23 protein-coding genes and 1 pseudogene are annotated in these 25,102 nt (G+C 60.9%); 15 read left to right on the top strand and 9 right to left on the bottom strand.

Going from position 1 to position 25,102, the window contains the following annotated elements:
• Positions 1–14: 14 nt before the first annotated feature.
• On the bottom strand, positions 15–947 hold the full coding sequence (gene argF / locus CR152_RS30980) for an ornithine carbamoyltransferase (RefSeq protein WP_099881439.1): 933 nt from the start codon (positions 945–947) through the stop codon (positions 15–17).
• A 276-nt stretch (positions 948–1,223) separates the two neighbouring features.
• On the opposite strand from argF, the gene CR152_RS30975 reads away from it, so the two are divergent.
• Positions 1,224–1,601 carry a hypothetical protein gene (locus tag CR152_RS30975; RefSeq protein ID WP_099881437.1) on the top strand — a complete coding sequence of 126 codons (378 nt, stop codon included), beginning with the start codon at positions 1,224–1,226 and terminating at the stop codon, positions 1,599–1,601.
• Positions 1,602–1,985: 384 nt separating this feature from the next.
• Positions 1,986–5,297: a DUF6531 domain-containing protein gene (locus CR152_RS30970; RefSeq protein WP_099881435.1), complete on the top strand. Its 3,312-nt coding sequence runs from the start codon at positions 1,986–1,988 to the stop codon at positions 5,295–5,297.
• 91 nt (positions 5,298–5,388) lie between these two features.
• Here the strand turns inward: CR152_RS30970 and CR152_RS30965 are convergent, their stop codons facing one another.
• The gene (locus CR152_RS30965; RefSeq protein ID WP_099875167.1) at positions 5,389–6,414 is read right to left on the bottom strand and encodes an IS5 family transposase; all 1,026 of its coding nucleotides are present in this window, start codon (positions 6,412–6,414) and stop codon (positions 5,389–5,391) included.
• 33 nt (positions 6,415–6,447) lie between these two features.
• Between CR152_RS30965 and CR152_RS34930 the strand changes: the two genes are divergently transcribed.
• The 7 genes and pseudogenes from CR152_RS34930 (at position 6,448) to CR152_RS30930 (ending at position 10,614) form a co-directional block, all read left to right on the top strand.
• On the top strand, positions 6,448–7,602 hold the full coding sequence (locus tag CR152_RS34930) for an RHS repeat-associated core domain-containing protein (protein WP_157778857.1): 1,155 nt from the start codon (positions 6,448–6,450) through the stop codon (positions 7,600–7,602).
• A gap of 8 nt (positions 7,603–7,610) precedes the next feature.
• Positions 7,611–8,030 carry an Imm44 family immunity protein gene (locus CR152_RS30955; RefSeq protein WP_099881433.1) on the top strand — a complete coding sequence of 140 codons (420 nt, stop codon included), beginning with the start codon at positions 7,611–7,613 and terminating at the stop codon, positions 8,028–8,030.
• A gap of 163 nt (positions 8,031–8,193) precedes the next feature.
• Positions 8,194–8,388, top strand: a pseudogene (locus tag CR152_RS30950) (DNA adenine methylase); the annotation flags it as partial.
• 211 nt (positions 8,389–8,599) lie between these two features.
• Positions 8,600–9,019: an Imm44 family immunity protein gene (locus CR152_RS30945; protein WP_099881432.1), complete on the top strand. Its 420-nt coding sequence runs from the start codon at positions 8,600–8,602 to the stop codon at positions 9,017–9,019.
• A gap of 308 nt (positions 9,020–9,327) precedes the next feature.
• Positions 9,328–9,609 (top strand): hypothetical protein, encoded by a 282-nt coding sequence (locus CR152_RS30940; protein WP_157778856.1) that lies wholly within the window; start codon positions 9,328–9,330, stop codon positions 9,607–9,609.
• 137 nt (positions 9,610–9,746) lie between these two features.
• Positions 9,747–10,166, top strand: coding sequence for an Imm44 family immunity protein (locus CR152_RS30935; RefSeq protein WP_099881428.1), 420 nt, complete (start codon positions 9,747–9,749; stop codon positions 10,164–10,166).
• Between the two features lie 148 nt (positions 10,167–10,314).
• Positions 10,315–10,614, top strand: coding sequence for a transposase (locus CR152_RS30930; RefSeq protein ID WP_099881427.1), 300 nt, complete (start codon positions 10,315–10,317; stop codon positions 10,612–10,614).
• Between the two features lie 155 nt (positions 10,615–10,769).
• Here the strand turns inward: CR152_RS30930 and CR152_RS34575 are convergent, their stop codons facing one another.
• The 6 genes from CR152_RS34575 to CR152_RS30900 form a co-directional block, all read right to left on the bottom strand.
• On the bottom strand, positions 10,770–10,952 hold the full coding sequence (locus CR152_RS34575) for a hypothetical protein (RefSeq protein WP_099881425.1): 183 nt from the start codon (positions 10,950–10,952) through the stop codon (positions 10,770–10,772).
• Complete coding sequence (locus CR152_RS30920; RefSeq protein ID WP_229413868.1) at positions 10,939–11,961, bottom strand: IS3 family transposase; 1,023 nt, start codon at positions 11,959–11,961, stop codon at positions 10,939–10,941. The genes CR152_RS34575 and CR152_RS30920 overlap by 14 nt, the downstream gene beginning before the upstream one ends.
• A 503-nt stretch (positions 11,962–12,464) precedes the next feature.
• On the bottom strand, positions 12,465–15,302 hold the full coding sequence (locus CR152_RS30915) for an ATP-binding protein (protein ID WP_099881422.1): 2,838 nt from the start codon (positions 15,300–15,302) through the stop codon (positions 12,465–12,467).
• 218 nt (positions 15,303–15,520) lie between these two features.
• Positions 15,521–16,435 carry a ribosome small subunit-dependent GTPase A gene (gene rsgA, locus CR152_RS30910; protein ID WP_099881421.1) on the bottom strand — a complete coding sequence of 305 codons (915 nt, stop codon included), beginning with the start codon at positions 16,433–16,435 and terminating at the stop codon, positions 15,521–15,523.
• Complete coding sequence (locus CR152_RS30905) at positions 16,432–16,764, bottom strand: 4a-hydroxytetrahydrobiopterin dehydratase (protein ID WP_099881419.1); 333 nt, start codon at positions 16,762–16,764, stop codon at positions 16,432–16,434. Before CR152_RS30905 ends, rsgA begins: the two co-directional genes overlap by 4 nt.
• Positions 16,761–18,023: a M48 family metallopeptidase gene (locus CR152_RS30900; protein WP_099881418.1), complete on the bottom strand. Its 1,263-nt coding sequence runs from the start codon at positions 18,021–18,023 to the stop codon at positions 16,761–16,763. The genes CR152_RS30905 and CR152_RS30900 overlap by 4 nt, the downstream gene beginning before the upstream one ends.
• 47 nt (positions 18,024–18,070) lie before the next feature.
• Between CR152_RS30900 and orn the strand changes: the two genes are divergently transcribed.
• The 5 genes from orn to CR152_RS30880 all read left to right on the top strand — a co-directional run bounded on the left by orn (position 18,071) and on the right by CR152_RS30880 (position 23,182).
• Positions 18,071–18,655 carry an oligoribonuclease gene (gene orn, locus CR152_RS30895; protein WP_099881416.1) on the top strand — a complete coding sequence of 195 codons (585 nt, stop codon included), beginning with the start codon at positions 18,071–18,073 and terminating at the stop codon, positions 18,653–18,655.
• Between the two features lie 156 nt (positions 18,656–18,811).
• Positions 18,812–19,660, top strand: a complete 849-nt coding sequence (locus CR152_RS30890; protein WP_208640233.1) for an aldo/keto reductase — start codon at positions 18,812–18,814, stop codon at positions 19,658–19,660.
• A 119-nt stretch (positions 19,661–19,779) separates the two neighbouring features.
• Entirely contained in the window at positions 19,780–21,861 is a 2,082-nt protein-coding gene (locus tag CR152_RS30885; protein WP_099881413.1) for a hypothetical protein, read from the top strand.
• A gap of 99 nt (positions 21,862–21,960) precedes the next feature.
• Complete coding sequence (locus CR152_RS33495; RefSeq protein ID WP_157778855.1) at positions 21,961–22,134, top strand: hypothetical protein; 174 nt, start codon at positions 21,961–21,963, stop codon at positions 22,132–22,134.
• Between the two features lie 85 nt (positions 22,135–22,219).
• Positions 22,220–23,182: a CBS domain-containing protein gene (locus CR152_RS30880; RefSeq protein ID WP_229413721.1), complete on the top strand. Its 963-nt coding sequence runs from the start codon at positions 22,220–22,222 to the stop codon at positions 23,180–23,182.
• A 37-nt stretch (positions 23,183–23,219) separates the two neighbouring features.
• Here the strand turns inward: CR152_RS30880 and CR152_RS30875 are convergent, their stop codons facing one another.
• Positions 23,220–23,918 (bottom strand): UPF0149 family protein, encoded by a 699-nt coding sequence (locus tag CR152_RS30875; RefSeq protein WP_099881410.1) that lies wholly within the window; start codon positions 23,916–23,918, stop codon positions 23,220–23,222.
• A gap of 92 nt (positions 23,919–24,010) precedes the next feature.
• Here CR152_RS30875 and CR152_RS30870 point away from each other — a divergent pair, with 92 nt between their 5' ends.
• The gene (locus CR152_RS30870; RefSeq protein ID WP_099881408.1) at positions 24,011–25,015 is read left to right on the top strand and encodes a serine/threonine protein kinase; all 1,005 of its coding nucleotides are present in this window, start codon (positions 24,011–24,013) and stop codon (positions 25,013–25,015) included.
• Positions 25,016–25,102 lie beyond the last annotated feature (87 nt).

Below are 25,102 nucleotides of genomic sequence, written 5' to 3'. Positions count from 1 at the left end.
ACGATGGTGTGTTGTTATTCCGCGCTGCCGGCGATTTCGCCGAGCAGCAGGTATTCGATCAGCGCCTTCTGCACGTGCAGGCGGTTTTCGGCCTCGTCCCAGACCACCGACTGCGGTCCGTCGATGACGTCGGCCGCGACTTCCTCGCCGCGGTGGGCGGGCAGGCAGTGCATGAAGAGCGCGTCCGGTGCGGCGCGCGCCATCTTGGCGGCATCGACGATGTAGCCGTCGAAGGCTGCCAGGCGCGCCGCGTTTTCCTTCTCGTAGCCCATGCTGGTCCACACGTCGGTGTTGACCAGATGGGCGCCCTGGCACGCGTCGGACGGGTTGTCGAAGACGGTGAAGCGGGAGGTCGACACCACGGAATGGTCGATGTCGTAGCCTTTGGGAGTCGATACGTTCAGGTGGAAGCCGAATACTTCGGCCGCCTGCAGCCAGGAGTACAGCATGTTGTTGGCGTCGCCCACCCAGGTGACGATCTTGCCGGCGATCGAGCCGCGGTGTTCGACGTAGGTGAAGATATCGGCCAGCACCTGGCAGGGATGGTGTTCGTTGGTCAGTCCGTTAATCACCGGCACGCGCGAATGGGCGGCGAAGCGTTCGATGATGTCCTGGCCGAAGGTGCGCACCATGATGATGTCGCACATGCGGCTCATGACCTGGCCGGCGTCTTCCACCGGTTCGCCGCGTCCGAGCTGGCTGTCGCGGGTGTTGAGGTAGATGGCGGCCCCGCCCAGCTGGTGCATGCCGGCCTCGAAGGAGAGGCGGGTGCGGGTCGAGTTTTTCTCGAACACCATGACCAGGGTGCGGTCGATCAGGGGATGGTAGACCTCGTAGTTCTTGAATTTTCGCTTGATGATCTTGGCGCGTTCGATGACGTACTCGAACTCGGCCAAGGTGAAGTCGGAAAACTGGAGGAAATGCTTGATCGGTTTATTTGTAGACATAGACACAACGATTGAATGCGTGAGCCGCGCGCGGCCGGGCCCTGGCGTAGGGTTGCGGATCAATTATAAGGGTTTTGATAATTTGCCGGGGGCAACCCCGGTAAACGGCAGCGCCGCCCCGTTACACGGCCAATTCATCCCCACACCCCCTGGGCTTGTCAGTGCGCGAAATAGCGTCTGGCCTTGCTCGAGAACCCGAATGCGTAGATCCACCACGCCATCAGTGCCGGAACCAGGATCGTGTGGCCGGGTGGCTTTTTTTATTTAAGGCCACGAATGATGAACGATCAAGAGCGCGACAACATGTGGGTGTCGATCAAGACGGCGCTCGCCGACAACACGCGCAAGACCGAACAGATCTTAACCGCCTTCCCCTCCGGAGACACGGACGGTCACCGGCGCTATTACGAGGCGGTGATCGAGTGGCGCGAGCTGCGCAACCGGCTGGTGCGCGAGGCCCTGATCAAGGTCACCCAGGCGGGCGCGCTGGCCGGCGCCGGCTGGGTCGCGCTGGCCAGAGTTTCAGACCCCCACTTTGGGGCGCGATGCCAGCGACGGCGAGAAGGTGCTGGCCAGCGCGCGCGACCCGCTGCACCTGAAGTACGCGGCACAGCTGGAAGCGGTGATTGCTGGCTGCTTGTAGTTGCAGCATGAAACTCTGATTCTGAATGGCCGCCCGGCTCTGTTACTAACTTTCTAGAATGTGGAGCTATGGTTCCATAGGAAACTGCGAATGGGCCATCTCCCCGCCGGTGCTCAATTGCGACCTTTTCAGATTGGTAATATTTTCTCCCTATTATCCGAAAAACTAGATTTTTTCACTGATCGATGGAACTTCACGCGTGAATATACGTCAATACACCGTCGCAACGTGTGCCGCATAATTGCCGCGCGATGGAACCATGTGATCCTCCAAACGATGACAACGTTGCTTCTCGCATTTATTGTTGAGTTTGCTTACCTTGTAATCAGTCCCATCAGTTGGAGCTGGGCTAGGGCGCCCCCGTGGTTATTTTCTAATCTAACTCGGGACATATCGTGAAAAAATTCAAACGTGTTCTTTTCCTCCAATTCCTTGTGTTCGCACAAGCGATGGCTGGACCCATTGATCAAAAGGAAGAAAACGCCGCTTTCGACAATCAGTTAATGGTTAACTCTGTCGTGGGCGCAGAAGTCGGACCCAACGGTGAACCGGCAGTTTATGTCCGGGATAAATTTCTGGAGGACGAACAGCAACCCAAGCCGGAACCTTTCGTTTTCGGTTTTTCAACGGCGGTTTCATTTAGCTCAACAATCGGGTCGGGCGATGGCGGAGCGCCGCTAAAGGCCTCTCGCCCGTCACCAGGCAATAAGAACAAGCAGTCGGAGGGTTTAGGTTGTAAATCCACGGAAAATCCCGTCCTCATCGCAACCGGCGAAAAGCACAAAACTGAAGAGGACTTTACTGCTCAGGGACTCTACGCACTATCGCTATCTCGCACATACCGCAGTATGCACGGGGAGGGCGGTCTCTTTGGCAAGCGCTGGCTTTCCAGCCTGGACCCCCACCGGCTTGCGTACGGCGACTTCTTTGCCCCGCAAGCAGATTGGCATCTGATTCCCAAGACGATTACTCACATCGACGAAAACGGCACTGCGGTCGTGTATAAGTACATAAGGTCGGGGCCGCCAGTTGGTGGGGACGAAGTGCGAACCCCTAAACCGCTACCGCCCAGCGCGCAAGCTACTCAGCCAGCCCTCCCCCCCAAGCGACCTAATGTTACTCCAAGGCGCCCGGAAGTATATTATTACGCAGAAGGCAGGGATATATCCGCCGAGGACGTATTAAGCTATTTCCCGGAACAATCTGTAGTCATTCGCAAAAATAGGAAAACTTTCGCATTCACGCCGCAAGGCCAAATCGACAGCATTGCAGACCAGGGCGGCCTGAACTTACGACAATACACATACTATCCCCCCTCCAATCGCGTCCCCGCTAGACTTGCGTCGATTCAAAACGCTCCCGGACAAAGCGTCAAATTTAATTGGGGTGCGAACGGCTTGGTCTCAAGTGTTGTGGACACCAATAATCATACTTGGAACTACCAATACAACGACAAGGGTATGTTGACCAAGGTAACTTCGCCTGGGCCCAACCCGGATGTACGCGATTATCACTACGAGGCTGGCGACCCGTCTCTGCTTACCGGCATCACCATCGGCGGTGTCCGCTATAGCACTTATAGCTATTGGCCGGATCGCCGCGTGCATATCAGCGGGCTCGCCGGCGATCGCCACCGTGACGTTTTCGACTACAGTGACAAGCTGACCGTAGTTACCAATGCCCAAGGCCAGCAATCCCGATACAGCTTCGTCAATGTGGCAGGCGAATTAAAGATCAATAAGATCGACCGGACAGCGACGGCCACGTGCCCGCATTCCAGCGCATTTACCGACTACGACCCGTATGGCTACGTTTCGACTACTACTGATTGGCGCGGTATCCCGACAACTTTCCATTACGACGAAAACGGCTATCTATCCACCGAAACCAAAGCAGCGCGCACGGCGGAGGAGACAAAAACTGAACACACGTGGGATAACGGCGAGCTGCGCGAAACGGTCTATAAAGGCGCCGGGGGCGACAGTTATGCCAAGGTCAACTATGCTTACCACTCGGGTGGTCGAGAACGCGGACGTATAGCGGAAACACTGATCACCGACCTGAAATCTGGCAGGGGACGGCTTACCAGATATGCATACGCGTTTCACCCGAACGGCACGCTGGCGACCATGGTCACAACTGCGTTCCTCGCCGGAAGGGAAATCCGGTCAACAGTCAACTACGATGCCTTCGGTCGGGTAAGTTCGACCGTCAACCCATTGGGTCACGTGAAATCTTTTGGCGGCTACACCGGACTCGGCATGCCAGGCACGATGACCGACATAAATGGGCTTGTCACTAGTTACTCGTACAACCCTAACGGCACGCTTGGAAAAGTTACTGCGCCGGGCAATCGCATTACTCAAGCTACCTATAACGCCGCGCGCCAGCCGACGACCATTACCTTTCCCGACGGCAGCATGATCAAGTATCGATATTCACCTGACGGCGATGTGGAAGCAGTAGGCGATGCGCAGAATCAGTTTTCAACCGTCAAGTATGACGCTGGCAGCAATTCCTTGCGCGACGCGTCACCCCGGCAAGTGCCTTCAGCTGGTGCAAACGGTCCTCGTGCTGCCGCTGGCGGTGAGTTCAGCAAGGTAACCAAGCTCGATTCCTTGGGGCGGCCTTACCAGATGGTGAACAACAAGGGCGAACGAGAAGATATTCGCTACGATGGGAACGGCAATATTGTCGTATTCTATACTGGCGACGGCAAGGGTACTTTCTACGAATATGACGCACGAAACCGATTGATCAAACAAACAGCGGCGGATGGATCGATCACGCGTCTCGAGTACGACTGGTCCGGTCGGCTGGAAGCCTTTACTGATCCTCGCGGCGTAAGGACCACCTTCGCCTACAACAACTTCGGCGACGTGCTTCGCATCGATAGTCCTGATCGAGGTACCACTACGTACGATGCATACGACGATCTTGGACGGCTGACGCATGAGACACAGGCCAATGGCAAGGTAATTACGTACACATGGGACGATCTTGGCCGCCAAAGGACACGTCACAGCGGCGATACAACTGAAACCTTCAACTACGATGAGGGCCACTTGGGCAAGGGCTTCTTGACGAGCATGACCGATGCCACGGGGCGCACAAATTGGGCATATGACGCTGCCGGCAAGCCGATTCGCCAAGATAACGATATCTACGGTACGAAGTTAACAACAAGATGGGCGTATGACGCCGGCGGCCGGCTGAGCGGCATGGCATGGCCAAGTGGTCTTAACGTTGTATATGAGTATGACGGTACCGGTCGCCTGACAAAAATGCGGAGTAACCTGAGCGGCAAGTGGGCCACTATTGCCGATGGGTTCCTGTATCAGCCCGCCAACGAGTCAATGTATGCCTGGCGCTTTGGCAACGGGCAATCGCGCATGAGCACGTTTGACGTGGATATGCGCCTCGATCAGCTCCAGACGCTTGGTGTGCACTCTCAGAACTTCGACTACAGTCCCTGTGGAACGATCTCCAAAGTCTCCGACGCGGTTCGTCCCGAGCTGACGACCGACTACGGCTACGACGAGCATGGCCGGCTTTCGAGCGTCAACCGCAACGGCGATCACCAGTATTTCGGATGGGATGACGTCGGCAATAGAGTCAAGCACAGCCGGGAAGCGCAGGGCGAGTTCAACTACAGGGCACCTCGAATAACCCGTGATTTCGCGGTTGCCTGCGAACGGGGCGTTTGAATGTGGCCCGCATTGCGCGAGCGACGTTGTTTCCCGACCTGTTTTTCAGGCTACGTTGCTCAAATTCGGCGGCCCGAACGGACCTCGGGCGTTAGAACGCCTCGATACCTGCCTCCTTCAAGTAGACGAGGCGCTGCAAGTTGTAGGCAGCGACCTTCCAGTTCAGGTGCAGCGTGGCGCGCGCCAGGCCAATGGAGCGCAACGCCTTGCCGCCCATCTGGGCCATGCCCGCGAACACGTGTTCGACGCGTGCGCGTGTCTTGGCGATGCGATGGTTGCGGCGCTGCTGGGCATCGGAAATCGGCTTGTCCTTGCTACCTTTGCGCTGGATGTGCATGCGCCAGCCCTGCTTGTTCAACCGCGCTTCGCGCTCGCCGTCGACGTACCCCTTGTCGGCCAGGATGTTGCGATTCGTGTTGGAGGGATCGAGCACCTCCTCGAAATGCGTGGTGTCATGTTCGCTGGCCGTGCTGACCTTGATCTTGCGCACCAGCTTGTAGCGTTTGTCGGCGTTGACCGAGACCTTATAGCCGAAGTAGGACTTGCCGTGTTTCTTCGTCCAGCGCGCTTGCGTATCCTTCTGACGCCGCTTGGCCGGCTTCCAGCCGGCCGGTATCGCGCCTTGCATGACCAGGGTTTTCTCTTCCTTGTTCAGCGACTGTTTCGGCGCCTGCACAATGCTCGCGTCGATCATCTGCCCGCCGCGCGCAATGTAGCCGTGCTGGGACAGTTGGCGATTGACCGCATCGAATACGCTCTCGCTGGCGCCGGCCTGGATCAAGCGCTCCTTGAAAGTCCAGATCGTCGTCCGATCCGGGACCTGACTACTCGCGCGCAAGCCGGCAAAGCGCTGGAAGCTCAAGCGATCGAGCAGCTGGAATTCCATCTGCTCATCGCTCAAGTTGAACAGCTGTTGGATCAACAGTACGCGCACCATCAATTCGGTGGGGAAAGGCGGACGGCCGCCGCGCTCGCGGCTAGGGCGTGGTGCCGCAAGGTCGACCTCGGCAGCCAGGGCGGCGAAGTCGACATGCCGCTCCATCACCACCAGTGCATCGCCGAGCTTGTTCAGCTTGGCTTCGCGCTCTTGGTCAGCAAACAGACTGGTCTTGATCATGAAAAATTACGTCAGAGTCGAGGCACCGATATCATGCCAGATTCACGAGGGTTTTTCGAGGTGCCCTACAGTCTCTACGCTGGCACCAACCGCCTTCAGCACTGGACTGGCAGTGGTCAATCGCGCCGGTACGAGTACGACGCGGTAGGAAACGCCACGATTGAGCATCGCCATGATGGTAATCGTAAGTACACCTACGACAACTTTAACCGCATGAACGGGGTTTGGGTCAATGGGGCACAAGTTGGGGATTACCGCGTAAATGGGCTCAACCAGCGAGCCTTGAAGATCGCCAACAATGTCGGCACAAGGTCGATTTACGGACCCGCTGGCGAACTCATTGCAGAAATCGGCGGAACAAACACGCAGTATGTCTACCTCAACGGCCAGATCTTTGGCGTTGTGCGCGGCGGCCAATTCTACGCGAGCCATAACGACCAGATTGGACGTCCCGAAGTGCTGACGAACGGCGACGGCGCGCCAGTCTGGCGCGCGGCGAATGCAGCGTTTGACCGCCGAGTTGTAACCGATTCCATCGGGGGAATGAATGTTGGATTTCCTGGTCAGTATTACGATGCAGAGTCCGGGCTCTGGTACAACTGGCATCGCTATTACGATGCCACCTTGGGCCGCTACATCCAAAGCGATCCGATTGGATTAGCCGGAGGCGCGAACCCATACGGCTACGTAGGTGGAGATCCGCTGAGAAATTCCGATCCACAAGGACTACTCCCAGCTTTTCTCATTCCGGCCTTCCTTTTCGTGGCAGAGCATCAAGTGGGCTTCTTGGCTGCCAGCACGGTTGCCGTTGCGATCACGACAGGGGCCGACGTGCCTGGGCCGATGGGTACCGCGACGAAGGGGGCAGCAGGTGCAGCTAAAGTCGGCGGGCAATACGCGTTGAGAGCGTTGAAGGACGGGTGGTATCCTGTGATGCAGTACAGACACGCTGATCCAGTAGGCGTGATGTACTGTAAGAAAGGGGACCTATGGAAAATTGGGATTACTGACGATTTTCCGACGCGGTATAGCGGGCCAGAACTTATGAGTATCGGGCCAGGAGTCTATATGACAAGGGAATTTGAAGGTGTCACGAGGGCACAAGCGTATAAAGTTGAAAACATGAAGATACTGAACTACACAGCGATTCATGGTCATCGTCCCCCTGGAAACAAAACCAATCATTAGGAGGTCTTATGGACTGCACAATAACCGGCGATTGCGACCACGACTCTGGTCTGCCAGATGTGCTCCTCTGGCTTAACCAACCGGAGCAGGAGGAAGCGTTTGCAAAGGACTACGGCGAGGGGCTTGCCTCGCTCGCGGTCATTTTGGTATGTAGCAAGCATATAGTTGATGTCAAACCGCGAATTCGTCACTCAAAGAAGGAAAAACGGTTGTACATGGACATCATGCTTGTATATACCGAGTTTGTCCTCCTAACGGCAGAGAACAAGAAGGCAAGAGTATTGGAGGCCCTGTTAGAGGACGTACCGCGAATTGTCAGAAAGTACAAATTCGCGGACTTTGACACCGAACTCTTCATTTCAGACTTCAATCGGTATTTTTCTGGTCTGCTCGCAGCGCTGCCGCGAACACCCGCGCTGGCCGCCTGATTGGGGTTGAAGGCGGTGACAGTAACCGCCTTCCCTCATAATTACCGACGCTGCAGTAGATTTTGCCGTAGCGTCGGTGATATTTGAAGCTAGGATATGCCGTGTGGGATGCTGTATGAATGTACAGTATTTCAAACCACATTCAATATCTCTAGGTATATCTATGGCAACCCCTATCACCTCTTGGATCGGCGGAAAACGTCGGCTCGCCGACTTCCTTATTCCAAAATTTCCTCCACGCAAGTGTTGCGTTGAGGTATTTGCTGGTGGCGCCGCGCTGTACTTTATGCGGCCGCCGGCCGATGTGGAAGTCATCAACGATATCAACGGCGAATTAGTCCGCCTGTACCGGATTGTGTAAAATCATTTGGAAGAATTCGTCCAACATTTCAAGTACGCGTTGGCGAGTCAAAACTTGATAATATCGGGCTAGGCCTGTACATGGATAGGGAATTTGTCGGCGGCACCAGGGCACAAGCGTATAAACTTGAGAACATGAAGATACTGAACTACACAGCGATCCATGGTCATCGTCCCCCTGGAAACAAAACTAATCACTAGGAGGCCTTATGAAATGCAACATAGTGGGCGAAGGTGACCACGAGACTGGGCTGGGAAATGTGCTGTTCTGGCTTTCCCGTCCAGAGCAGTGGGAAGCGTTTGCAAAGGATTACGGCGAGGGACTTGAGAAGCTTGTGATCGATGTGATTTGTGCCAAGCTTTTTGATGGTCTCAAACCGCGGATTCGTTTTGCCAAAAAGACGAAGTATCTGTACATGGACATCATGCTGGACTATGACGATTTTGTCCGCCTAACGGCGGAGGAAAAGAAGAAAAGAGTATTGGAGCGCTTGTTGGAGGACGTACCCCTGATTGTCAGAAAGTACAAATTCGCCGACTTTAATACCGAACTCTTCCTTTTAGACTTCAATCGGTATTATTCTGGTCTTCTCGCAGAGCTGCCGCGAACACCCGCGCAGGCCGCCTGATTGGGTCGCAGGCGGTGACAGTAACTGCCTTCTCCATAATTGCCGACGCTACAGTACATTTTGCTGTAGCGTCGGTGATATTTGAAGCTTGAATATGCCGCGCTCGGTGTATTCCCGACTCAACTATATGATGCCCCAGCGGATCGCCTTGACGACTGCGTTCACCCGCGAGACAACAGGCGTCAATGGCGCGGCCATTTCTTATGGCCCTCAGTGGGGAGCTGCATTCTCAGCTCAGAAGACCAGTACTTTGTCAATTCGGAAGGACCTGATTCCGTTCCTGAAAAGCTTATAGAGATCTCAACGCTATGACCAAATTACAAATCGCAATAGGAATTGCAATGTTCCTGCCAGGGGTGTTCGGGCTGGCGGCGTTCGTTTTCTACACAGTACGATACATGCGGCTACGACGAGGTCGTAAAGATACTTTCGTTGATTATTTGCATGATTTCACGGGGGGCTGGATGCGCTTAATAACGCGCGCCGATCCACCCGAGGAGCAACACTACTTTCGAAAAATGCTCCTTGCCGGCGCTTTCTTCGTTTCCTATGTAGTGGTCATCATGGCAGTCGTAGGAGTTCGAGGGTAGATATCGTTTTGATACAGGGGGGCGGCGCTAAACAAGGGTTCTACTTGCGCGTCGAGGGCAGTGGATTAGGTACTGAACTACACAGCGATCCATGGTCATCGTCCCCCTGGAAATAAAACTAATCACTAGGAGGCATTATGAAATGCGACATAGTGGGCGAATCTGACCACGACTCCGGTCTTTCAAACGTGCTGTACTGGCTTTCCCGTCCAGAGCAGTCGGAAGCGTTTGCGAAGGATTACGGCGAGGGACTTGGCGAGCTTGTGATCGATGTGATTTGTAGCAAGCTTTTAGATGGTGTCAAACCGCGGATTCGTTTTGCGAAAAAGACAAAGTCTCTGTCCATGGACATCATGCTGGACTATGACGATTTTGCCCCTCTGACGGCGGAGGGAAAGAAGAAAAGAGTATTGGAGCGTTTGTTGGAGGACGTACCCCTGATTGTCAGAAAGTACAAATTCGCCGACTTTAACACCGAACTCTTCCTTTTAGACTTCAATCGGTATTTTTCTGGTCTGCTCGCAGAGCTTCCGCGAACACCCGCGCTGGCCGCCTGATTGGGGGCGCAGACGGTGACAGTAACCGCCTTCCCCTATAAGTGCCGACGCTACGGTAGATTTTGCCGTAGCGCCGGTGATGTTTGCTGTGGTCTAATTTGCCCGGACACCTCAATAGGTGGAAAATCCACCATCTGAGGAGTAATACATGGCAACAAGAAAACGGAAGACATTCGATCCCAGCCTGAAGCTGGAAGTGGTTCGAATGATCAAAGAGCAGGGACAGAGCATTCAGAACGTCAGCGAGAGCATGAGCATCGGCCAGACCGCGATTCGCCGCTGGCTGACCCAGTATGGTGCTGAGCAGAGCGGCCAGCCGGGCATCGGCAAGCCACTCACTGCCGAGCAGGAGAGGATCCGGCAATTGGAGGCGGAAAATCTGCAGCTGAGACAGGATGTGACTATCTTAAAAAAGGCCTCGGCCTTCTTTGCCCGCGAAATGAAATGATGCATCAGCTCATTGTTCAACTGCAAAAGGAGGCCATTCCGGTTCAGAGCAGCTGCCGCATCCTCGACGTCAGCCGGTCCGGTTTTTACGCGTCCGGAGCGTGTCAATGATTTTGAAACACCATATTGAACTTGTGAGAGTCTAAATCTCGGGTTTCAGGCGGCCTTTTTCTCAGTGGCCGGTGGGTTGATCCAGGCTGCAGTTGGCAGTCTTTGCGTCTGCGGCATGCGGTGCTTGAAACGATTCGGCGTGCGCTGGAAGGCGTCCGCCAGAGTGGCTTGGCGTTGTTTGCCCACTTCGGCCGCGCGGCCCGTGTGGACGCTCTCAGGCGTCATCATGGCGATGCTCGTGGTTGTACCACGTAAAGAATGTGGCGCAGTGAACGCGCGCATCGGCCAGCGATCCGAAGCGTGCAGGAAATCCCGGCTGGTACTTCATGGTCTTGAACTGCGCCTCCGAGTACGGATTGTCGTCGGAGACGTAGGGCCTGCTGTGGGACTTGACGATGCCCAGGTCTGACAGCAGCGTCGCTACCGGCTTGGAGCGCATGCTGCTGCCCCGGTCGGCATGCAAGGTCAGCGTGCCTGGCATGATGTCTTCCTTCGCGGCGGTGTCGGCAATGAGTTGCTCTGCCAGTTCGGCGGTTTCCTGCTCGGCCACCATCCAGCCGACGACGTAGCGGCTGAAGATGTCGAGGATGACATACAGATGGAAACACGTTCCTCTGACCGGGCCCTTCAGTTTGGTGATATCCCAGCTCCAGACTTGATTGGGCACCACGGCCAGCAGCTCCGGTTTGGCGTATTCAGGATGACGCAACTGGTTGCGGCGCTCGCGCACGGCGGCACATCCTTGCAGCAAGCGGTACATGGTGCGCACCGAAGCCACGTAGCGTCCTTCGTCGAGCAACTGGGCGTGGATCGCTGCCGGCGCGCAATTGGCGAAACGAGGGCTGTTGAGCACGTCGAGCACGACGCGGCTCTCCAGCTCCGATAGCGCCAGCGGTGGCCGCCGCGCGGGTGCTGCGACGCAAGCAAGCGGCAGCGTGCAGACGCGGCGCGCGGCGCGGTCCCGATACAGGGCGCTGCGTGGCAAACGCAAGGCCCGACAGGCAGCGGCGACGCCGACGCGATCAGCCAGGTTGTTGGCGGCGTCGATCACTTCGGCTCGCTCAGTATGTCGCTGGTACTCAGTCCCAGCAGAGTGGAAAGTTTTTTTTTGGACGTCGATGATCAGGTCCGCCTTGACCAGTTTGGCACGCAGGCGCTCGACCTCTTTTTCCAGTTCCAGCACGCGTCGCGTTTGCGCGGCGGCGGGATCTGCTTTCGGCCCGCGCTTGCGCTCCAGTGCTGCCGCTTCTCCGACGGCTTGACGCTGCTTGCGCCCTTTGCGTGACTCATCTAGAACTAATCGCTTTTAGCCGGAAGGACACGGTGCCAATTTCGTACTGCGCCGTATCCGGTATGAAAAACAGCACGACCGTCAGTGCACCCATGGCGAGTTCGCCGAGCCAGCGCCCCCACTGGCGCCGGCGCGCGACGCCAAGCAGCGCCCGCCAATGCCGCGATGGCGAGGCGCCACGCGATGTCAGCCGCAAGGCTGCTGCGTACCCCCACCTTGTAAAAGACCATTACCGAGACAAAACCTGCGCTGATGACGGCGAGCGAGATCGATATCACGCCCAGGACCAGCAGAAGGAACCCGATGGAAAACGGTCGCTTGCCTGGTGGCTGGGCGACTTCCGGTGCGCAGCTTGCGGGGGATTGGTAGGGATTTTGCATCCAGCCACTATAAGTTCAATCAATCTCCGTAGCAACTGCGCCTGTTCACACAGCAGGCGCCATGCCGCCTCAGTAAATCGCCGTCACGTCCGCTGCCGTATGCTCCGGCGCCGTCAGCGGCAGGTCGAGCACGAAGCTGGTGCCGTCCTGCGCATTGCTCACCACCGTGATCTGCCCGCCCAGCAGCGAGGTGACGATGTTGTAGCTGATCGACAGTCCCAGCCCGCTGCCGCCCTGTCCCAGCTTGGTGGTAAAGAAGGGATCGAAAATCCGGCCCAGATGCTCGGGCCGGATGCCGCCGCCGTTGTCGTGGAACTCCACCACTACCCGTCCCTCGGCCGGCATCGATGCGGTGAGCGTCATGCCGCCGCTGTGGCCCGGCGCAAACGCGTGCAGCAGCGCGTTGTTGATGAAGTTCGTGATGACTTGCCCGAACGGCCCCGGATAGCTGTCCATCCCGATCGCGTCGGAGACGTCCATGTCGATGTTGTGATTGGCCGCGCGGATGCGGTTCATCATGGTGGCGATGATTTCGTGGCACACCTGCTGCAGGTTGAAGAAGCGGCGCTGCTCGGTGGTGCGGTCGACCGCCACCTGCTTGAAGCTGTTGACCAGGTCCGCGGCGCTGGTCAGCCCGCGCAGCACCAGCGAGGCCGCCTTCTGCGAATCGGTGATGAAGGCGGCCAGCTCGGAGCGGCGCAGGCCCGGCCCGTTCATCAGCGCTTCGATTTCGGCGGTCTTTTCCTGCATCGTGCTGGCGATCAGCAGGCTGTTGCCGATCGGGGTATTGAGTTCGTGCGCCACGCCGGCCATGAGCGAGCCGAGGGCGGCCAGCTTTTCCTGCGACACCAGCTGCGCCTGCGCATCCTGCAGCTGGCGGTAGGCTTCGGCGTTATCGAGCGCGATCGCCCCGTAGGCGCACAGGGTGCGGAAAATCATGCGCTCGTTCTCGCCATAGGCGTGCGATTGCGGCGCCTGCACCGTCATCACGCCGATGGCGCGCTCGCCCACCGTCAGCGGCACGAACAGCGCGCTCATATTGACCATCGTGCCCGGCACCACCTTGCGGTGCTCGGCGTCCGGCCAGTGCTCGATGTAGATTTCGCGCCGCTCGTCGAGGCAGCGCACCGAATAGGCGTCGCGCTTGGACAGGGGGATCGCGTGACTGGGCAGCTCGCGCCCCAGTTCCACGCCAAAGGCGCGGTGAAGCACGGTGCCGGCGGCGTCGATCAGGTAGATGGCGAAGGTGCTGGCGGTGAGCAGGCCGTGGATGTGGCGGTCGAGCGCCTGGAACACGGCGGCGGCGTCCAGGTGGGCCGTGATTTCCTGGCCGATGGCCGACAGGCGTTCGAGCGTCGCGCTGGTGCGCTGCAGGATTTCGGCGCGCCGCGCCTCCGACTCGGCCAGCTCGCGGTGGTGATAGCCCTCGCTGCGGGCGTGCTCGGTCTGGTGATGCACCTGCATGGCGATGGCGCGGTTGGTCGCTTCCTGGCTGTGGGTCTTTTCCCGCGAGCTTGACGCCGCCAGCGCCACCTCGTAGGCGCGCGCGTAGTCGCCAGCGGCCGCATACTCGCGCGCCATGGCGTCGTACAGGTCGCCCGGCACCGTGTAGCCTTCGATGGTGGAGGCCACCGACAGTGCCTGCTGCAGGTAGTGCAGCACCGGATTCGGTTCGACCATGCCGGGCGGCGGCGGCAGCGCGTGCTGGGCGTGGATGAGGGCCATCACGCGCAGCGCGGCGATCTGGTTGTAGGCGTAGCCGGGGGCGGCGGCCATGGCGGCGGCGTCGGCGGCCACCGCGATGGCCTCATTGGCGCGGCCCAGGTGCGACAGCGCGTGCGCCTGGCCGCGCCGCGCGATGCTGCGAAAGTCGGCCTGGTCGAGCGCTTCGGCGCGCGCGGCCAGGCGCGTAAAGGCGTCCAGGGCGCAGTCGTAGTTCCCTTGGTCGAGCGACAGGTCGCCGAGATATTGCAGGGCGATGGCGTAGCTGCGCGCGTTCTCCAGCGGTTTCAGGATGGTCAGCGCTTCCTGCAGCATGTCGTGGGCGGCGTCGAGCTGGCCCAGGCGGCGCAGGGTGTCGGCGCTGTGCATCAGGCAGGCCCCGACGCTGCGCGGCCAGCCGGTGGGACGCGCCAGTTCGAGCGCGCACTGGACCCATTCGAGCGCCGAGTGGTGGTCGTTGAGGATGGTGAAGTCTTCGCCGATGTTGGTGGCGGCGGTGATGGCGGCGCGCACCTGGCCGGTGTCGAGGGCCGACTCGTAGCAGCGCATGTAGTGGCCGGCGGCGGCGCCGAAGTCGGCCGCCTGGCTGGCGGCAAGGCCGAGGAAGTCGTTGACCCAGGTGGCCAGGGAGGGGTGCAGGCGGGTGCTGTCGGCGTCGAAGCGTTCGCCCCAGCGGGCAATCGCGCTGACGGGGTCGCGCAGGACGGCCCAGCGCGCGAGGGCCGCTTCGGCCAGGTCGCAGCGCAAGGTGTCGCCGGCCTCGCGGGCGCTGGCGGCGGCGTTGGAAAAGGCGGCGTCGCTGGCGTCATGGTCGCCGCGGTCGACCGCGATCCAGGCCAGCAGCCAGTGGGCGTCGGCGCAGCCTGCATGGTCGTTCAGGAGGGTGAAGCGGGACAGCAGTTCCTGCGCGTGGGTGCAGGCCAGGTCGAGTGCGCCGTCGAGCCATTCGCATTCGGCGTGCAGCAGGTGCATGCGCGCCTCCAGGCTGGCGCAATGGTCGGGCGGGAGGTCGGACAGGGGCAGCTGGGAGAGCGCTTCGCCGGCCAGCATCAGGGCGCGGGCCGGATCGCGCTGGCGCAGGTGCCAGGCCAGCGGCAGCAGCACCGGCAAGCGTTCCATGCCGCGCAGCGAGGGCAGGGCGGACTCCCATTGTGCAACGTTGACATCGACGGTGAACATCTCCATTGCCGGGACCCCTTTACGATGGTGTTGCCATTGTATGCTGAAAAGAGGGAGGGGAAGATATTGGTTCCGGTCGCTGACCTTAGAACCGTCGTTCCCGCGCAGGCGGGAACCCAAGTTTGTTGATCCGCCAGTGGCAGCGGCACGAACTTGGGTTCCGCCTGCGCGGGAACGACGGGTTAGCGGCTGGAACGACGGGCTAGCGCTACCGCGCGCGGCAATCAGTACAGCGTCTGCGCCGACTCGTGCAGCAGCTGTCCGTACAGCGTGTGGCGGAATTTGGCGATTTTGCCTTCCGCCACCGCCGTCAGGATCGCGCACTGCGGCTCGATCAGGTGGCGGCAGTTGTAGAACTTGCAACCGCCCAGATACGGCCCGAACTCGACGAACGCCCGTTCCAGCATCCCTTCGCTCAGGTGATACAGCCCGAACTCCTGGAAACCTGGCGAATCGATGATCGAGGCATGCTCGCCCAGCGAATACAGGCGCGTGAAGGTGGTGGTGTGCTTGCCGGTGTCGAGCGCCGCCGAAATCTCGCGCACCGCAATATCCGCGTCCGGCACCAGCAGGTTAATCAGCGACGACTTGCCCATGCCCGACTGGCCGATGAAAATCGACGATTCCCCTTCCAGCAGCGGCATCAGGGTGGCCACCGCGTGCTCCGGATTGGCGCGCGCCGACACTTCATGCAGCGGGTAGCCGAGCGAGGTGTAGGCCAGCAGGCGCTCGCGCGCCTTGGGCAGCAAGTCGGCCACGTCGGTCTTGTTGAGGATCAGGTGCGCCTCGATGCCCGCCGCTTCGGCCGCCACCAGCGAGCGCGAAATCAGGTCGTCGGCAAACCCCGGCTCGGTCGCCACCACGATGAACAGGCGGCTCAGGTTAGCCGCCAGCAGCTTCGATTTGTACTGGTCGGAGCGGTACAGCAGCGTCTTGCGCTCGGTGATCGATTCGATTACCGCCTGGTCGTCCGACGTCATCTTGAGGTTGACCACGTCGCCCACGGCGATATTGGTCTTTTTACCGCGCGTGACGCACTGCAGCTTGCGTCCGTCCACGTCGGCCAGGTAATGGCGCCCGTGGGCGGCGATGATGATGCCGGTCAGGCCGGTGGCCGCCGGCACGCCAGGGCCGCTCATGCGCCGCTCCGCTGGTCGTACAGCGCGCTGGCTTTCGCCGCGCAGATAAAGTCGTTGTCAGACAGCGCGCCGCCGGCCGAATGGGTGTTGTAGCGCACTGCGCACTCCTTGTAGGTGACCGTCAGTTCCGGATGGTGGTCCTGATGGTGGCTGATCCAGGCCAGCGCGTTCACGAAGGCCATGGTGTCGTAATAATTCTTGAAATTGAAGCTGCGCTGCAGCTTGCCCTCGGCGATGCTCCAGCCGGGCACCTGCGGCAGCAGGGCGGCGATGGCGCCGGCGTCGAGGGCGGCGGCGTTGGCGCCGCAGTTTCGGGTAAGCAGGTTCATCGGACCGCCAGGTTGAGTTGATGGATGCGGATGCTGGCCGGCGGATGCGAGTCGTAAAAGGTCGAGTGCAGCCGGTCGGGCGTGAGCGTGGAGGCGTTTTCTTCGTACATCTTGACCAGCGCCGAGATCAGGTCGCGCGCGTCGGTGTGGGTGGCGGCGAAGGCGTCGGCTTCGAATTCGTGCTTGCGCGAGCTGATCGAGGTCAGCGGCGAGAACAGGAAGGTGAACACCGGCAGCACCAGCATGAACAGCAGCAGCGCCACGGCGTCGCTCGGCACGCCCGGCATCGGATCGAAACCGAGGCCGCTGTAGAACCAGGTCTGGTTTTTCAGGTAGCCCAGCAGGGCCAGGAAGGCCAGCGAGACGACCGAGCCGATCACCATGCGCTTGAGGTTGTGCTGCAGTTTGAAGTGGCCCAGCTCGTGCGCCAGCACCGCTTCGATTTCCGGCTGGGTCAGGCTGGCGATGAGGGTGTCGAAAAACACCACGCGCTTGTTGGCGCCGAAACCGTAGAAAAAGGCGTTGCTGTGCGCGCTGCGCTTGGAACCATCCATGACGAACAGGCCCTTGGCGGCGAAGTTGACGCGGGCCATCAAGCCTTCAATGCGCTGGCGCAGGCTGTCGTCCTTGAGCGGCTCGAATGTATTGAACAGCGGCATGATCAAGGTCGGGGCGATGACCATCATCACCAGCTGGAAGCCAATCCAGACCAGCCAGGTGTACAACCACCACAGGTTGCCACTTTTTTCCATTAGTTGCAGGACAACCCAGATCAGCGGCAGGCCGAGCACCAGGCCGAGGGCCGTGCCTTTCAGGGCGTCGACGATCCACAGGCCCAGGCTCATCTTGTTGAAACCGAAGCGCTCTTCGAGCACGAACTGGCGGTAATAGTCGAACGGCAGGTCGAGCACGCCGCTCACGGCGGCAAAGGCGACGAACAGGCCGATCTGGAAGACGATGCCGTTGCCGGTGTGCGGCAGCAGGGCGATGGCCAGCCATTGCAGGCCGCCGAGCAGGGTAAAACCGATCAGGACGGTGCTGCTGAACAAGAGGCTGAGCAGGCCGAAATGGATCTTGGCGGCGGTGTAGTCGGCCGCCTTCTGGTGGGCGGCGAGCGGGATTTTTTCGGCAAAATCGGCCGGGACCGCGCCGCGGTGGGCCATCACGTGGCGCAACTGGCGGCTGGACAGCCAAAAGCGCAGTACCAGGGACAAAATGAAGAAAGAAACGAACAATATCGAAAACGCGAGTGAAGACATTCTGTGCCTGTGAGAAAATGCAGGATTGTTTAGGCCAAGAGAGAATTATGTCACATGCCACTGATTTAGCAGCACCGGCCGCGTTACCGCGCCCAAATGAGTTCAACCTGGTTTGGGTGGACATGGAAATGACGGGCCTGGAGCCCGATACCGACCGTATCATCGAAGTGGCGGTCGTCGTGACCGACATGCACCTGAACATCCTGGGCGAAGGCCCGGTGTTCGCCATCCACCAGTCGGACGAAACGCTCGACAAGATGGATGCCTGGAACAAGGGTACCCACGGGCGCTCCGGGCTGATCGAGAAGGTCAAGGCCTCGACCGTGACCGAAGCCGAAGCCGAAGCGCAACTGATCGCCTGGCTGAAGAACTACGTTCCTGCCGGTAAGTCGCCCATGTGCGGCAATACCATTTGCCAGGACCGCCGCTTCATGGTGCGCGGCATGCCGAAGCTGGAAGCGTTCTTCCACTACCGCAACCTGGATGTGTCGACCCTGAAAGAGCTGTGCAAGCGCTGGAAGCCGGAAATCGTCAGCGGTTTCAAGAAGCACCAGAAGCACACGGCGCTGGCCGACATCATCGAATCGATCGAAGAGCTGCGCTACTACCGCGAGCATTTCATCAAGCTGTAATCCGCCTTGTTGTCGCCCCGGCCGTCCTGGCCGGGGCATGCCTGTTCCCCTGTTGTATTCCGTGCTGCGCCACCTGTGGCGGGCTGATGCCCATGAGCCGGAAATGGCTTTTTCCTCTAGAATGATCTTTACGCAACAGCGATGGGATCTTGCGACATGAAAACTGTAACGATGCGGTCCGGACGCCACATTCCCGCGCTCGGACAAGGTACGTGGAACATGGGAGAAGACCCGGCGCGGCGCCAGGACGAGATTGGCGCGCTGCAGCTGGGCATGGATTTGGGCATGGGGCTGATCGACACGGCCGAGATGTATGGCGAGGGCGGGGCCGAGGAAGTGGTGGGCGCCGCGATTGCCGGGCGCCGCGAGCAGGCGTTTATCGTCAGCAAAGTCTATCCGCACAATGCCGACAAGCGCGGCGTGCGCGCCGCCTGCGAGCGCAGCCTGCAGCGCCTCGGCACCGACCGCATCGACCTGTACCTGCTGCACTGGCGCGGGGCGGTGCCGCTGTCCGAGACGCTCGACTCTTTCCAGGCGCTGCAAAAGGACGGCAAGATCCTCGATTTCGGCGTGAGCAATTTCGACCTGGGCGACATGCTGGAAGCCGAAGCCTTGCCCGGCGGACGCGGCATTGCCGTGAACCAGGTGCTGTTCAATCTGGTCAAGCGCGGGATCGAGTGGGATTTGCTGCCCTGGTCGCGCAAGCACGGCATGCCGGTGATGGCGTATTCGCCGCTGGAGTCGGCCGGCCGCGAGCGCGCGCTGCTGCTGGGTAATCCGGCGTTGGTGGCGGTGGCCGGGCGGCACGGCTGCACGGCGGGACAGATCGCGCTGGCGTGGCTGTTGCGGCAGGACGGGGTGGTGGCCATTCCCAAGGCGGCCGATCCGGCGCATGTGCGCCAGAACCGGGCCGCGCTGGACGTGGTGCTCAGTGCGTTCGATCTGGAGGATCTGGATCGGGCGTTTCCGCCGCCAAAGAAGCGGCAGGCGCTGGCGATGCGCTAGGGCAGAGTCGACGCAGCTCAGGGTTCGGGGCGGGGAACCCGGCAGCATTTGAACAGAATAATTTGAACAGAACAGTATGGCAGCGCGCTGGCGACGCTTCTATCCACAAGGAGAACCACATGGTCAGAATCGTACGCGTGGTTGGCGAGCGCGGCAAGGAAGTCGGCTCCATCCTGTGGCGCTGCGTGTACAGCTTCAGCCTCACCTTGCTGTGTTCCGCCGGGCTGGCATTCATTCCCCAGGGCAGCGAATCGCTGCGCCTGGTCAGCGATCCGGGCTGGACCTTTCCCATCTTCATATTCGCCGTGGCCAGCTGGTCGACCGCGGCCTGGTACAGCGCGCGCCTGACCCTGGGCCGCGTGTTCGACGGCACCTCCCTGCTGGACCGCACCGACACGCCGTTCGTCAACGCCATCCGCATGTGGCTGCCGCGCTTTCTCGGCATCGTGCCGGCCAGCGTGCTGTCGATCCAGTTCCAGCGCCTGGGCGAGCCGGTGCTGGCGCTGGCCTGCTTTCTCACCGCCTTCGCCATGGGCGTGTTCGTGGTCAAGCGGCGCGCCTGGTTCGCTTCGCGTTTCCGCGGTTTCGAAGGGCAGACCACCGCGATCCGCTTCGAATCGCTGCAGCAGCGCACCGTGCTGACGGTGTCGCTGGCCATCCTGCTCACCTTTATTCTGCTGTCCGCCGTGTGGATATGGCCGGTCGAAGTCACGCGCTTCGTCACCGCGCCGGCGCTGCTGTGCTTCGCGTTCGCCAGCTGGATCCTGTTCGGCGACCTGGTGCTGACCTATTACTTCAAACAAGCCAAACTGCCTTCGATGGCGGCGCTGCCGCTGCTGCTGTTCGTCGTGTTCAGCCTGTGGAACGACAATCACCAGGTCAAGCTGCTGGCCACCGGTGCGGGCGATGCGCCAGTGATCCGGCGCCAGATCGACGCTCACCTCGATGCCTGGCTGCAAACGCGCGTGGACAGCGGCGCGCTGGTGCCGAAGCGGCCGTTTCCCCTGTTCGTGGTGGCGGCCGAGGGCGGCGGCATCCGCGCCGCCTACTGGACCGGCATGGTGCTGGCCAGGCTGCAGGATGACAGCGGCGCGCGCTTCGGGCGCCACCTGTTCGCGCTGAGCGGCGTGTCCGGCGGCAGCCTTGGCATCGGCGCCTACGCCGCTCTGGTGGCGGACGCCGGCAGCGGCGGCCTGGCCGGCACCCCGTGCGCGGGCGGCGCCCGCGATGGCGCCTACCAGACCTGCATGCGCAAGGTCTTGCAGCGTGACTTCCTGTCGCCGACCCTCGGCTACGCGCTGTATCCGGACATGCTGCAGCGCTTTTTGCCATTTGCAATCCCGGCGGCGGACCGGGCCCGCGCGATGGAGGCAGCGTGGGCGCAGGGCTGGGAAAACGCCACCGGCAGCGAGCGCTTCGGGCGGCGCTTCGACCAGCTGTGGGCCGCCGACCCTGCCATGAACGTGCCCTCGCTGCTGCTCAACGCCACCCTGGTCGACGGCGGCAACCGCATCATCGCCAGCGACCTGGTCATCGACGGCAGCTTTCCCGATGCCTACGATGCGCTCGACCCGGTGCTCGACCTGCGCCAGATGAGTCTCTCCACGGCGGTGCACAACAGCGCGCGCTTCAGCTATATCAGCCCGGCCGGCACGGTGTCCGCCTGCCGCGAGGGCGAGGCGCTGGTGGCGTGCGCGCCGGGGCGCGAGCGGGCGCCGTGGGGGCGCATCATCGATGGCGGCTATTTTGAGAACTCCGGCGTCGAATCGGTGCGCGACCTGCTGTTTGCGATGCGCCCGGCGCTGGATCGGTGGCGCCAACGCGGCTACGACATCGACCCGGCAGTAATTGTCATCAGCAATTCGCCAGACGCGATCGCGCCGAGGGACAAGCAGGACCCGGCCGGCGCACGCATGGACACCACATTCCTGTCGGAATTGCTGGCCCCGCCGCTGGGACTGTTCAACACCCGGACCGCGCGCGCCACCTTCGCCGTCACGGCGGAGAAGCGCGACATGGCCGTGATCCTGCCGGCCGGGCCGACCCGCTTCCTGTGGTTCGGCATGCCGACCAAAACCCACACGCCGCTGGGCTGGGCGCTTGCCGGCCCGACCTTCCGAGGCATCGATACACTGCTTGAGCCGCCGTATGACAACAGGCGCCCCTTCGACCTCGTGTTGAAAAGCTTACCGCCGCCGTAATCTGTGCCGCAGGAAATAAATTCCCGCTTACGTGGGGTGGCGAACGGAACTGTTGGAGGGAAGGGCGTATTGTTGTGTCTCAAACAAATAGGAGGCTCTATGACCAAGCACACCAACGACCCAACTGAGCAGCAACAGCGCGAAGATCAGCAGGTTCAGCAGGACGCCACCAAGAACCGCCAGCGCGCGCAAGCGGAAGAAGTCGCCGGCAACCACAAGAACGATGGCGTCAAGGATCACCAGGGCGCCGACAAAGGCCCGCGCGGCCAATAAACCGCCCCGGTAATACCTTCATCGGCCCGGCTTGCTTTCCTTTACAGGATCGCATTCCGGGCCGATGTGCTTTGGCGTCGCCCCCATGTCCGACCCGCGCGCCGCCTGGCTCACCGCCTTATTACCTCCGCCCAACAGTGCCGCCCGCCTTGAGCAATGGCGCGCCACCCAGATCGCCGCGCCGCTGGCCGGCGGCCTGGCGATTGCCGCCATGTTCGCGCTGCGCTGCCTGCATCCGCCCGGTGGCGCGGTGGCGCTGACGGCCGTGCTGGCCGGTCCCGCCGTGCACGAACTCGGCTTCGGCTTTGCCGTGACCCCGGTGGCGCTCAACTGCGTGCTGATGGTGGGCGCGGCCCTGGCCGTCAACAACCTGACCGGACGGCGCTACCCGCACCGCCAGCAATCGGCCATGCAAAATGCGCACGACACCGCCGACGCGGTACCGACCGCGCGCCTGGGTTTCAGCAGCGCCGACCTTGACGGCGTGCTGGAGCGTTATGGGCAAGTGCTCGACGTCAGCCGCGACGACCTCGAAGGCATCATCCTGGCCACCGAAACGGCGGCCTACGGACGCCGCTTCGGCGTGATCCGCTGCGGCCAGATCATGTCGACCGACGTGGTCACGCTCGAATTCGGCACGGCGCTGGGCGACGCCTGGGGCCTGATGCGGCATCACCAGGTGCACGCGCTACCGGTGCTGAACCGGGCGCGGAGGGTGACCGGCATCGTCACCCAGACCGATTTCCTGCGCCACAGCGACCTGGACGGGTATAGCGGATTGGGAAAACGCCTGCGCGCACTGCTGCAGCGCAGCGGGCTGACGCATTCGGACAAACCGGAAGTGGTGGGGCAGATCATGACGGCCAGGGTGGCCACGGCGCATGTGCACACGCCGATCGTGGAACTGGTGCCGCTGATGGCCAACGCCGGCCTGCACCACATTCCCGTGGTCGACGACGAAGACCGGTTTGCCGGCATCGTGACCCAGTCCGACCTGGTGGCGGCGCTGTATCAGAGCCGCCTGGCCGAACTGGCGCCGGCGGCGTAGGGCATCGCGCCTCACGCGCACCGGGCCTGGTACTTAATTACTCGGCAACCGGATCGGCGCCGCAGCACTTCTTGTACTTCTTGCCGCTGCCGCAAGGGCACTCGTCATTGCGGCCGATTTTCGGCTCGTCGCGCTTCATGGTGGTGACCGCGGCCTTGCGCAGCGGCACCCAGAAGCGGTGAATGGCCGGCAGGTTGGCCTGGATATCCAGGGCCAGCTTGTGGCCTTTCATCGGCGTATCGACTTCTTTCAGTTCTTCTTCCTCGATCTCGTCGGCGCCGAGCAGGTAGATCGGGCGCATCAGCGGTTCGAGGTCCGATTCCCAGATCGGGTCCCACGAACCCGGGCGCAGTTCCATGCCTTCCCAGAAGCCCCAGCACCAGGCTTCGCCGTCGAGCAGCATCGTGCCTTCGTGCTCGGCTTCGCAGAACAGGGGCTCGAATTCCTTCGGCGCGACTTCAAACGTGACCAGCACTTCATTCATGAAGCGCATGATCAGTTCGATGATGCGCTCTTCTTCCTTGGCATTCTTGAACTTGGGGACGCTCTTTTCATCCTCGCCCCACACTTTCGGCAGCCACTCGGCCGGCATGATCGTTTCCGGACCCATCGCCACAGCGGTCAGGTAGCCGTGCAGGGTGTCCATGGTCATGGCGTCTTCCGCACTGCGGTCGGACAGGAGGAACTGGTCGAGTTCGTCGAATTCTTTTTCTGAAAGGGGCTGGTCGAGTTGCATGGCGTGCTCTTGTTGATCGTTGAAGCCGCTAGTTTAACGCGTTCGCGCACAGGGACGTACTGTTAAATGCGGCGCGCCGTACAATAGCGGGCATGACGACGCCATATTCCGACCCCGACACACCCGCCATCCACCCGTTTTCGAACCTGAGCCCCGAGTGCGTGCTAGACGCGCTCGACAGCGTCGGCCTGCGCGCCGACGGCCGCCTGCTCGCGCTCAACAGCTACGAAAACCGGGTCTACCAGGTCGGCATGGAAGACGCCGCGCCGGTGGTGGCCAAGTTCTACCGCCCCGAACGCTGGAGCGACGCCGCCATCCTGGAAGAGCACGCCTTTGTGCAGGAACTGACGGACCGCGAAATTCCCGTGGTCCCCGCGCTCACGCTGGACGGGCGCACCCTGCACAGCTACGGCGGCTTCAGCTTTGCCGTCTTTCCCCGGCGCGGCGGGCGCGCGCCCGAGCTCGACGACCCGGCCGTGCTGGAATGGACCGGGCGCTTCATCGGCCGCATCCACGCGGTCGGCGCCTTGTCGGGCTACACCGAGCGCCCGGCACTGACCATCGACACCTTCGGGCGCGAACCGCGCGACTTCCTGCTGGCCAACGACTTCATCCCGCCCGAACTGCTGGCCGCCTATACCAGCGTGGTGGAGCAGGCGCTCGACGGCGTGCGCCACTGCTACGCGCGGGCGGGCGAATCGGCCCAACTGCGCCTGCATGGCGATTGCCACGTCGGCAACGTGCTGTGGACCCCGGACGGCCCGCACTTCGTCGACTTCGACGACAGCCGCACCGGCCCCGCCATCCAGGACCTGTGGATGCTGCTCTCGGGCGAGCGGCGCGACATGGTGCGCCAGATGAGCGATATTTTGGCCGGCTACGAAGACTTCGCCGACTTCGACGAACGCCAGCTGAACCTGATCGAAGCGCTGCGCACCTTGCGCCTGATCCATTACTCGGCTTGGCTGGCGCGGCGCTGGGACGACCCGGCCTTTCCGGTCGCCTTCCCGTGGTTTAATACGCAACGTTATTGGCAAGACCGCATCCTCGAACTGCGCGAACAGATCGCGCTGATGGATGAGCCAGCGCTGTGGTAACGCTCCTGTAGAGCAAAGGGCCGAATTGGCTGGTTTTTCCGCGTCTGATCCGTGCGCCGGTGCGGGTCGACCTGACAGATAATCAAC

The sequence above is a fragment of the Massilia violaceinigra genome, from assembly GCF_002752675.1.
Classification (GTDB): domain Bacteria; phylum Pseudomonadota; class Gammaproteobacteria; order Burkholderiales; family Burkholderiaceae_D; genus Telluria_A; species Telluria_A violaceinigra.
This window is presented reverse-complemented; position numbering and strand designations above follow the sequence as displayed.

Coding starts and splice junctions, on each gene's coding strand:
- argF (WP_099881439.1), bottom strand. CDS start 947: ATGTCTACAAATAAACCGATCAAGCATTTCCTCCAGTTTTCCGACTTC.
- CR152_RS30975 (WP_099881437.1), top strand. CDS start 1,224: ATGATGAACGATCAAGAGCGCGACAACATGTGGGTGTCGATCAAGACG.
- CR152_RS30965 (WP_099875167.1), bottom strand. CDS start 6,414: ATGATCAAGACCAGTCTGTTTGCTGACCAAGAGCGCGAAGCCAAGCTG.
- CR152_RS34930 (WP_157778857.1), top strand. CDS start 6,448: ATGCCAGATTCACGAGGGTTTTTCGAGGTGCCCTACAGTCTCTACGCT.
- CR152_RS30955 (WP_099881433.1), top strand. CDS start 7,611: ATGGACTGCACAATAACCGGCGATTGCGACCACGACTCTGGTCTGCCA.
- CR152_RS30945 (WP_099881432.1), top strand. CDS start 8,600: ATGAAATGCAACATAGTGGGCGAAGGTGACCACGAGACTGGGCTGGGA.
- CR152_RS30940 (WP_157778856.1), top strand. CDS start 9,328: ATGACCAAATTACAAATCGCAATAGGAATTGCAATGTTCCTGCCAGGG.
- CR152_RS30935 (WP_099881428.1), top strand. CDS start 9,747: ATGAAATGCGACATAGTGGGCGAATCTGACCACGACTCCGGTCTTTCA.
- CR152_RS30930 (WP_099881427.1), top strand. CDS start 10,315: ATGGCAACAAGAAAACGGAAGACATTCGATCCCAGCCTGAAGCTGGAA.
- CR152_RS34575 (WP_099881425.1), bottom strand. CDS start 10,952: ATGATGACGCCTGAGAGCGTCCACACGGGCCGCGCGGCCGAAGTGGGC.
- CR152_RS30915 (WP_099881422.1), bottom strand. CDS start 15,302: ATGGAGATGTTCACCGTCGATGTCAACGTTGCACAATGGGAGTCCGCC.
- rsgA (WP_099881421.1), bottom strand. CDS start 16,435: ATGAGCGGCCCTGGCGTGCCGGCGGCCACCGGCCTGACCGGCATCATC.
- CR152_RS30905 (WP_099881419.1), bottom strand. CDS start 16,764: ATGAACCTGCTTACCCGAAACTGCGGCGCCAACGCCGCCGCCCTCGAC.
- CR152_RS30900 (WP_099881418.1), bottom strand. CDS start 18,023: ATGTCTTCACTCGCGTTTTCGATATTGTTCGTTTCTTTCTTCATTTTG.
- orn (WP_099881416.1), top strand. CDS start 18,071: ATGTCACATGCCACTGATTTAGCAGCACCGGCCGCGTTACCGCGCCCA.
- CR152_RS30890 (WP_208640233.1), top strand. CDS start 18,812: ATGAAAACTGTAACGATGCGGTCCGGACGCCACATTCCCGCGCTCGGA.
- CR152_RS30885 (WP_099881413.1), top strand. CDS start 19,780: ATGGTCAGAATCGTACGCGTGGTTGGCGAGCGCGGCAAGGAAGTCGGC.
- CR152_RS33495 (WP_157778855.1), top strand. CDS start 21,961: ATGACCAAGCACACCAACGACCCAACTGAGCAGCAACAGCGCGAAGAT.
- CR152_RS30880 (WP_229413721.1), top strand. CDS start 22,220: ATGTCCGACCCGCGCGCCGCCTGGCTCACCGCCTTATTACCTCCGCCC.
- CR152_RS30875 (WP_099881410.1), bottom strand. CDS start 23,918: ATGCAACTCGACCAGCCCCTTTCAGAAAAAGAATTCGACGAACTCGAC.
- CR152_RS30870 (WP_099881408.1), top strand. CDS start 24,011: ATGACGACGCCATATTCCGACCCCGACACACCCGCCATCCACCCGTTT.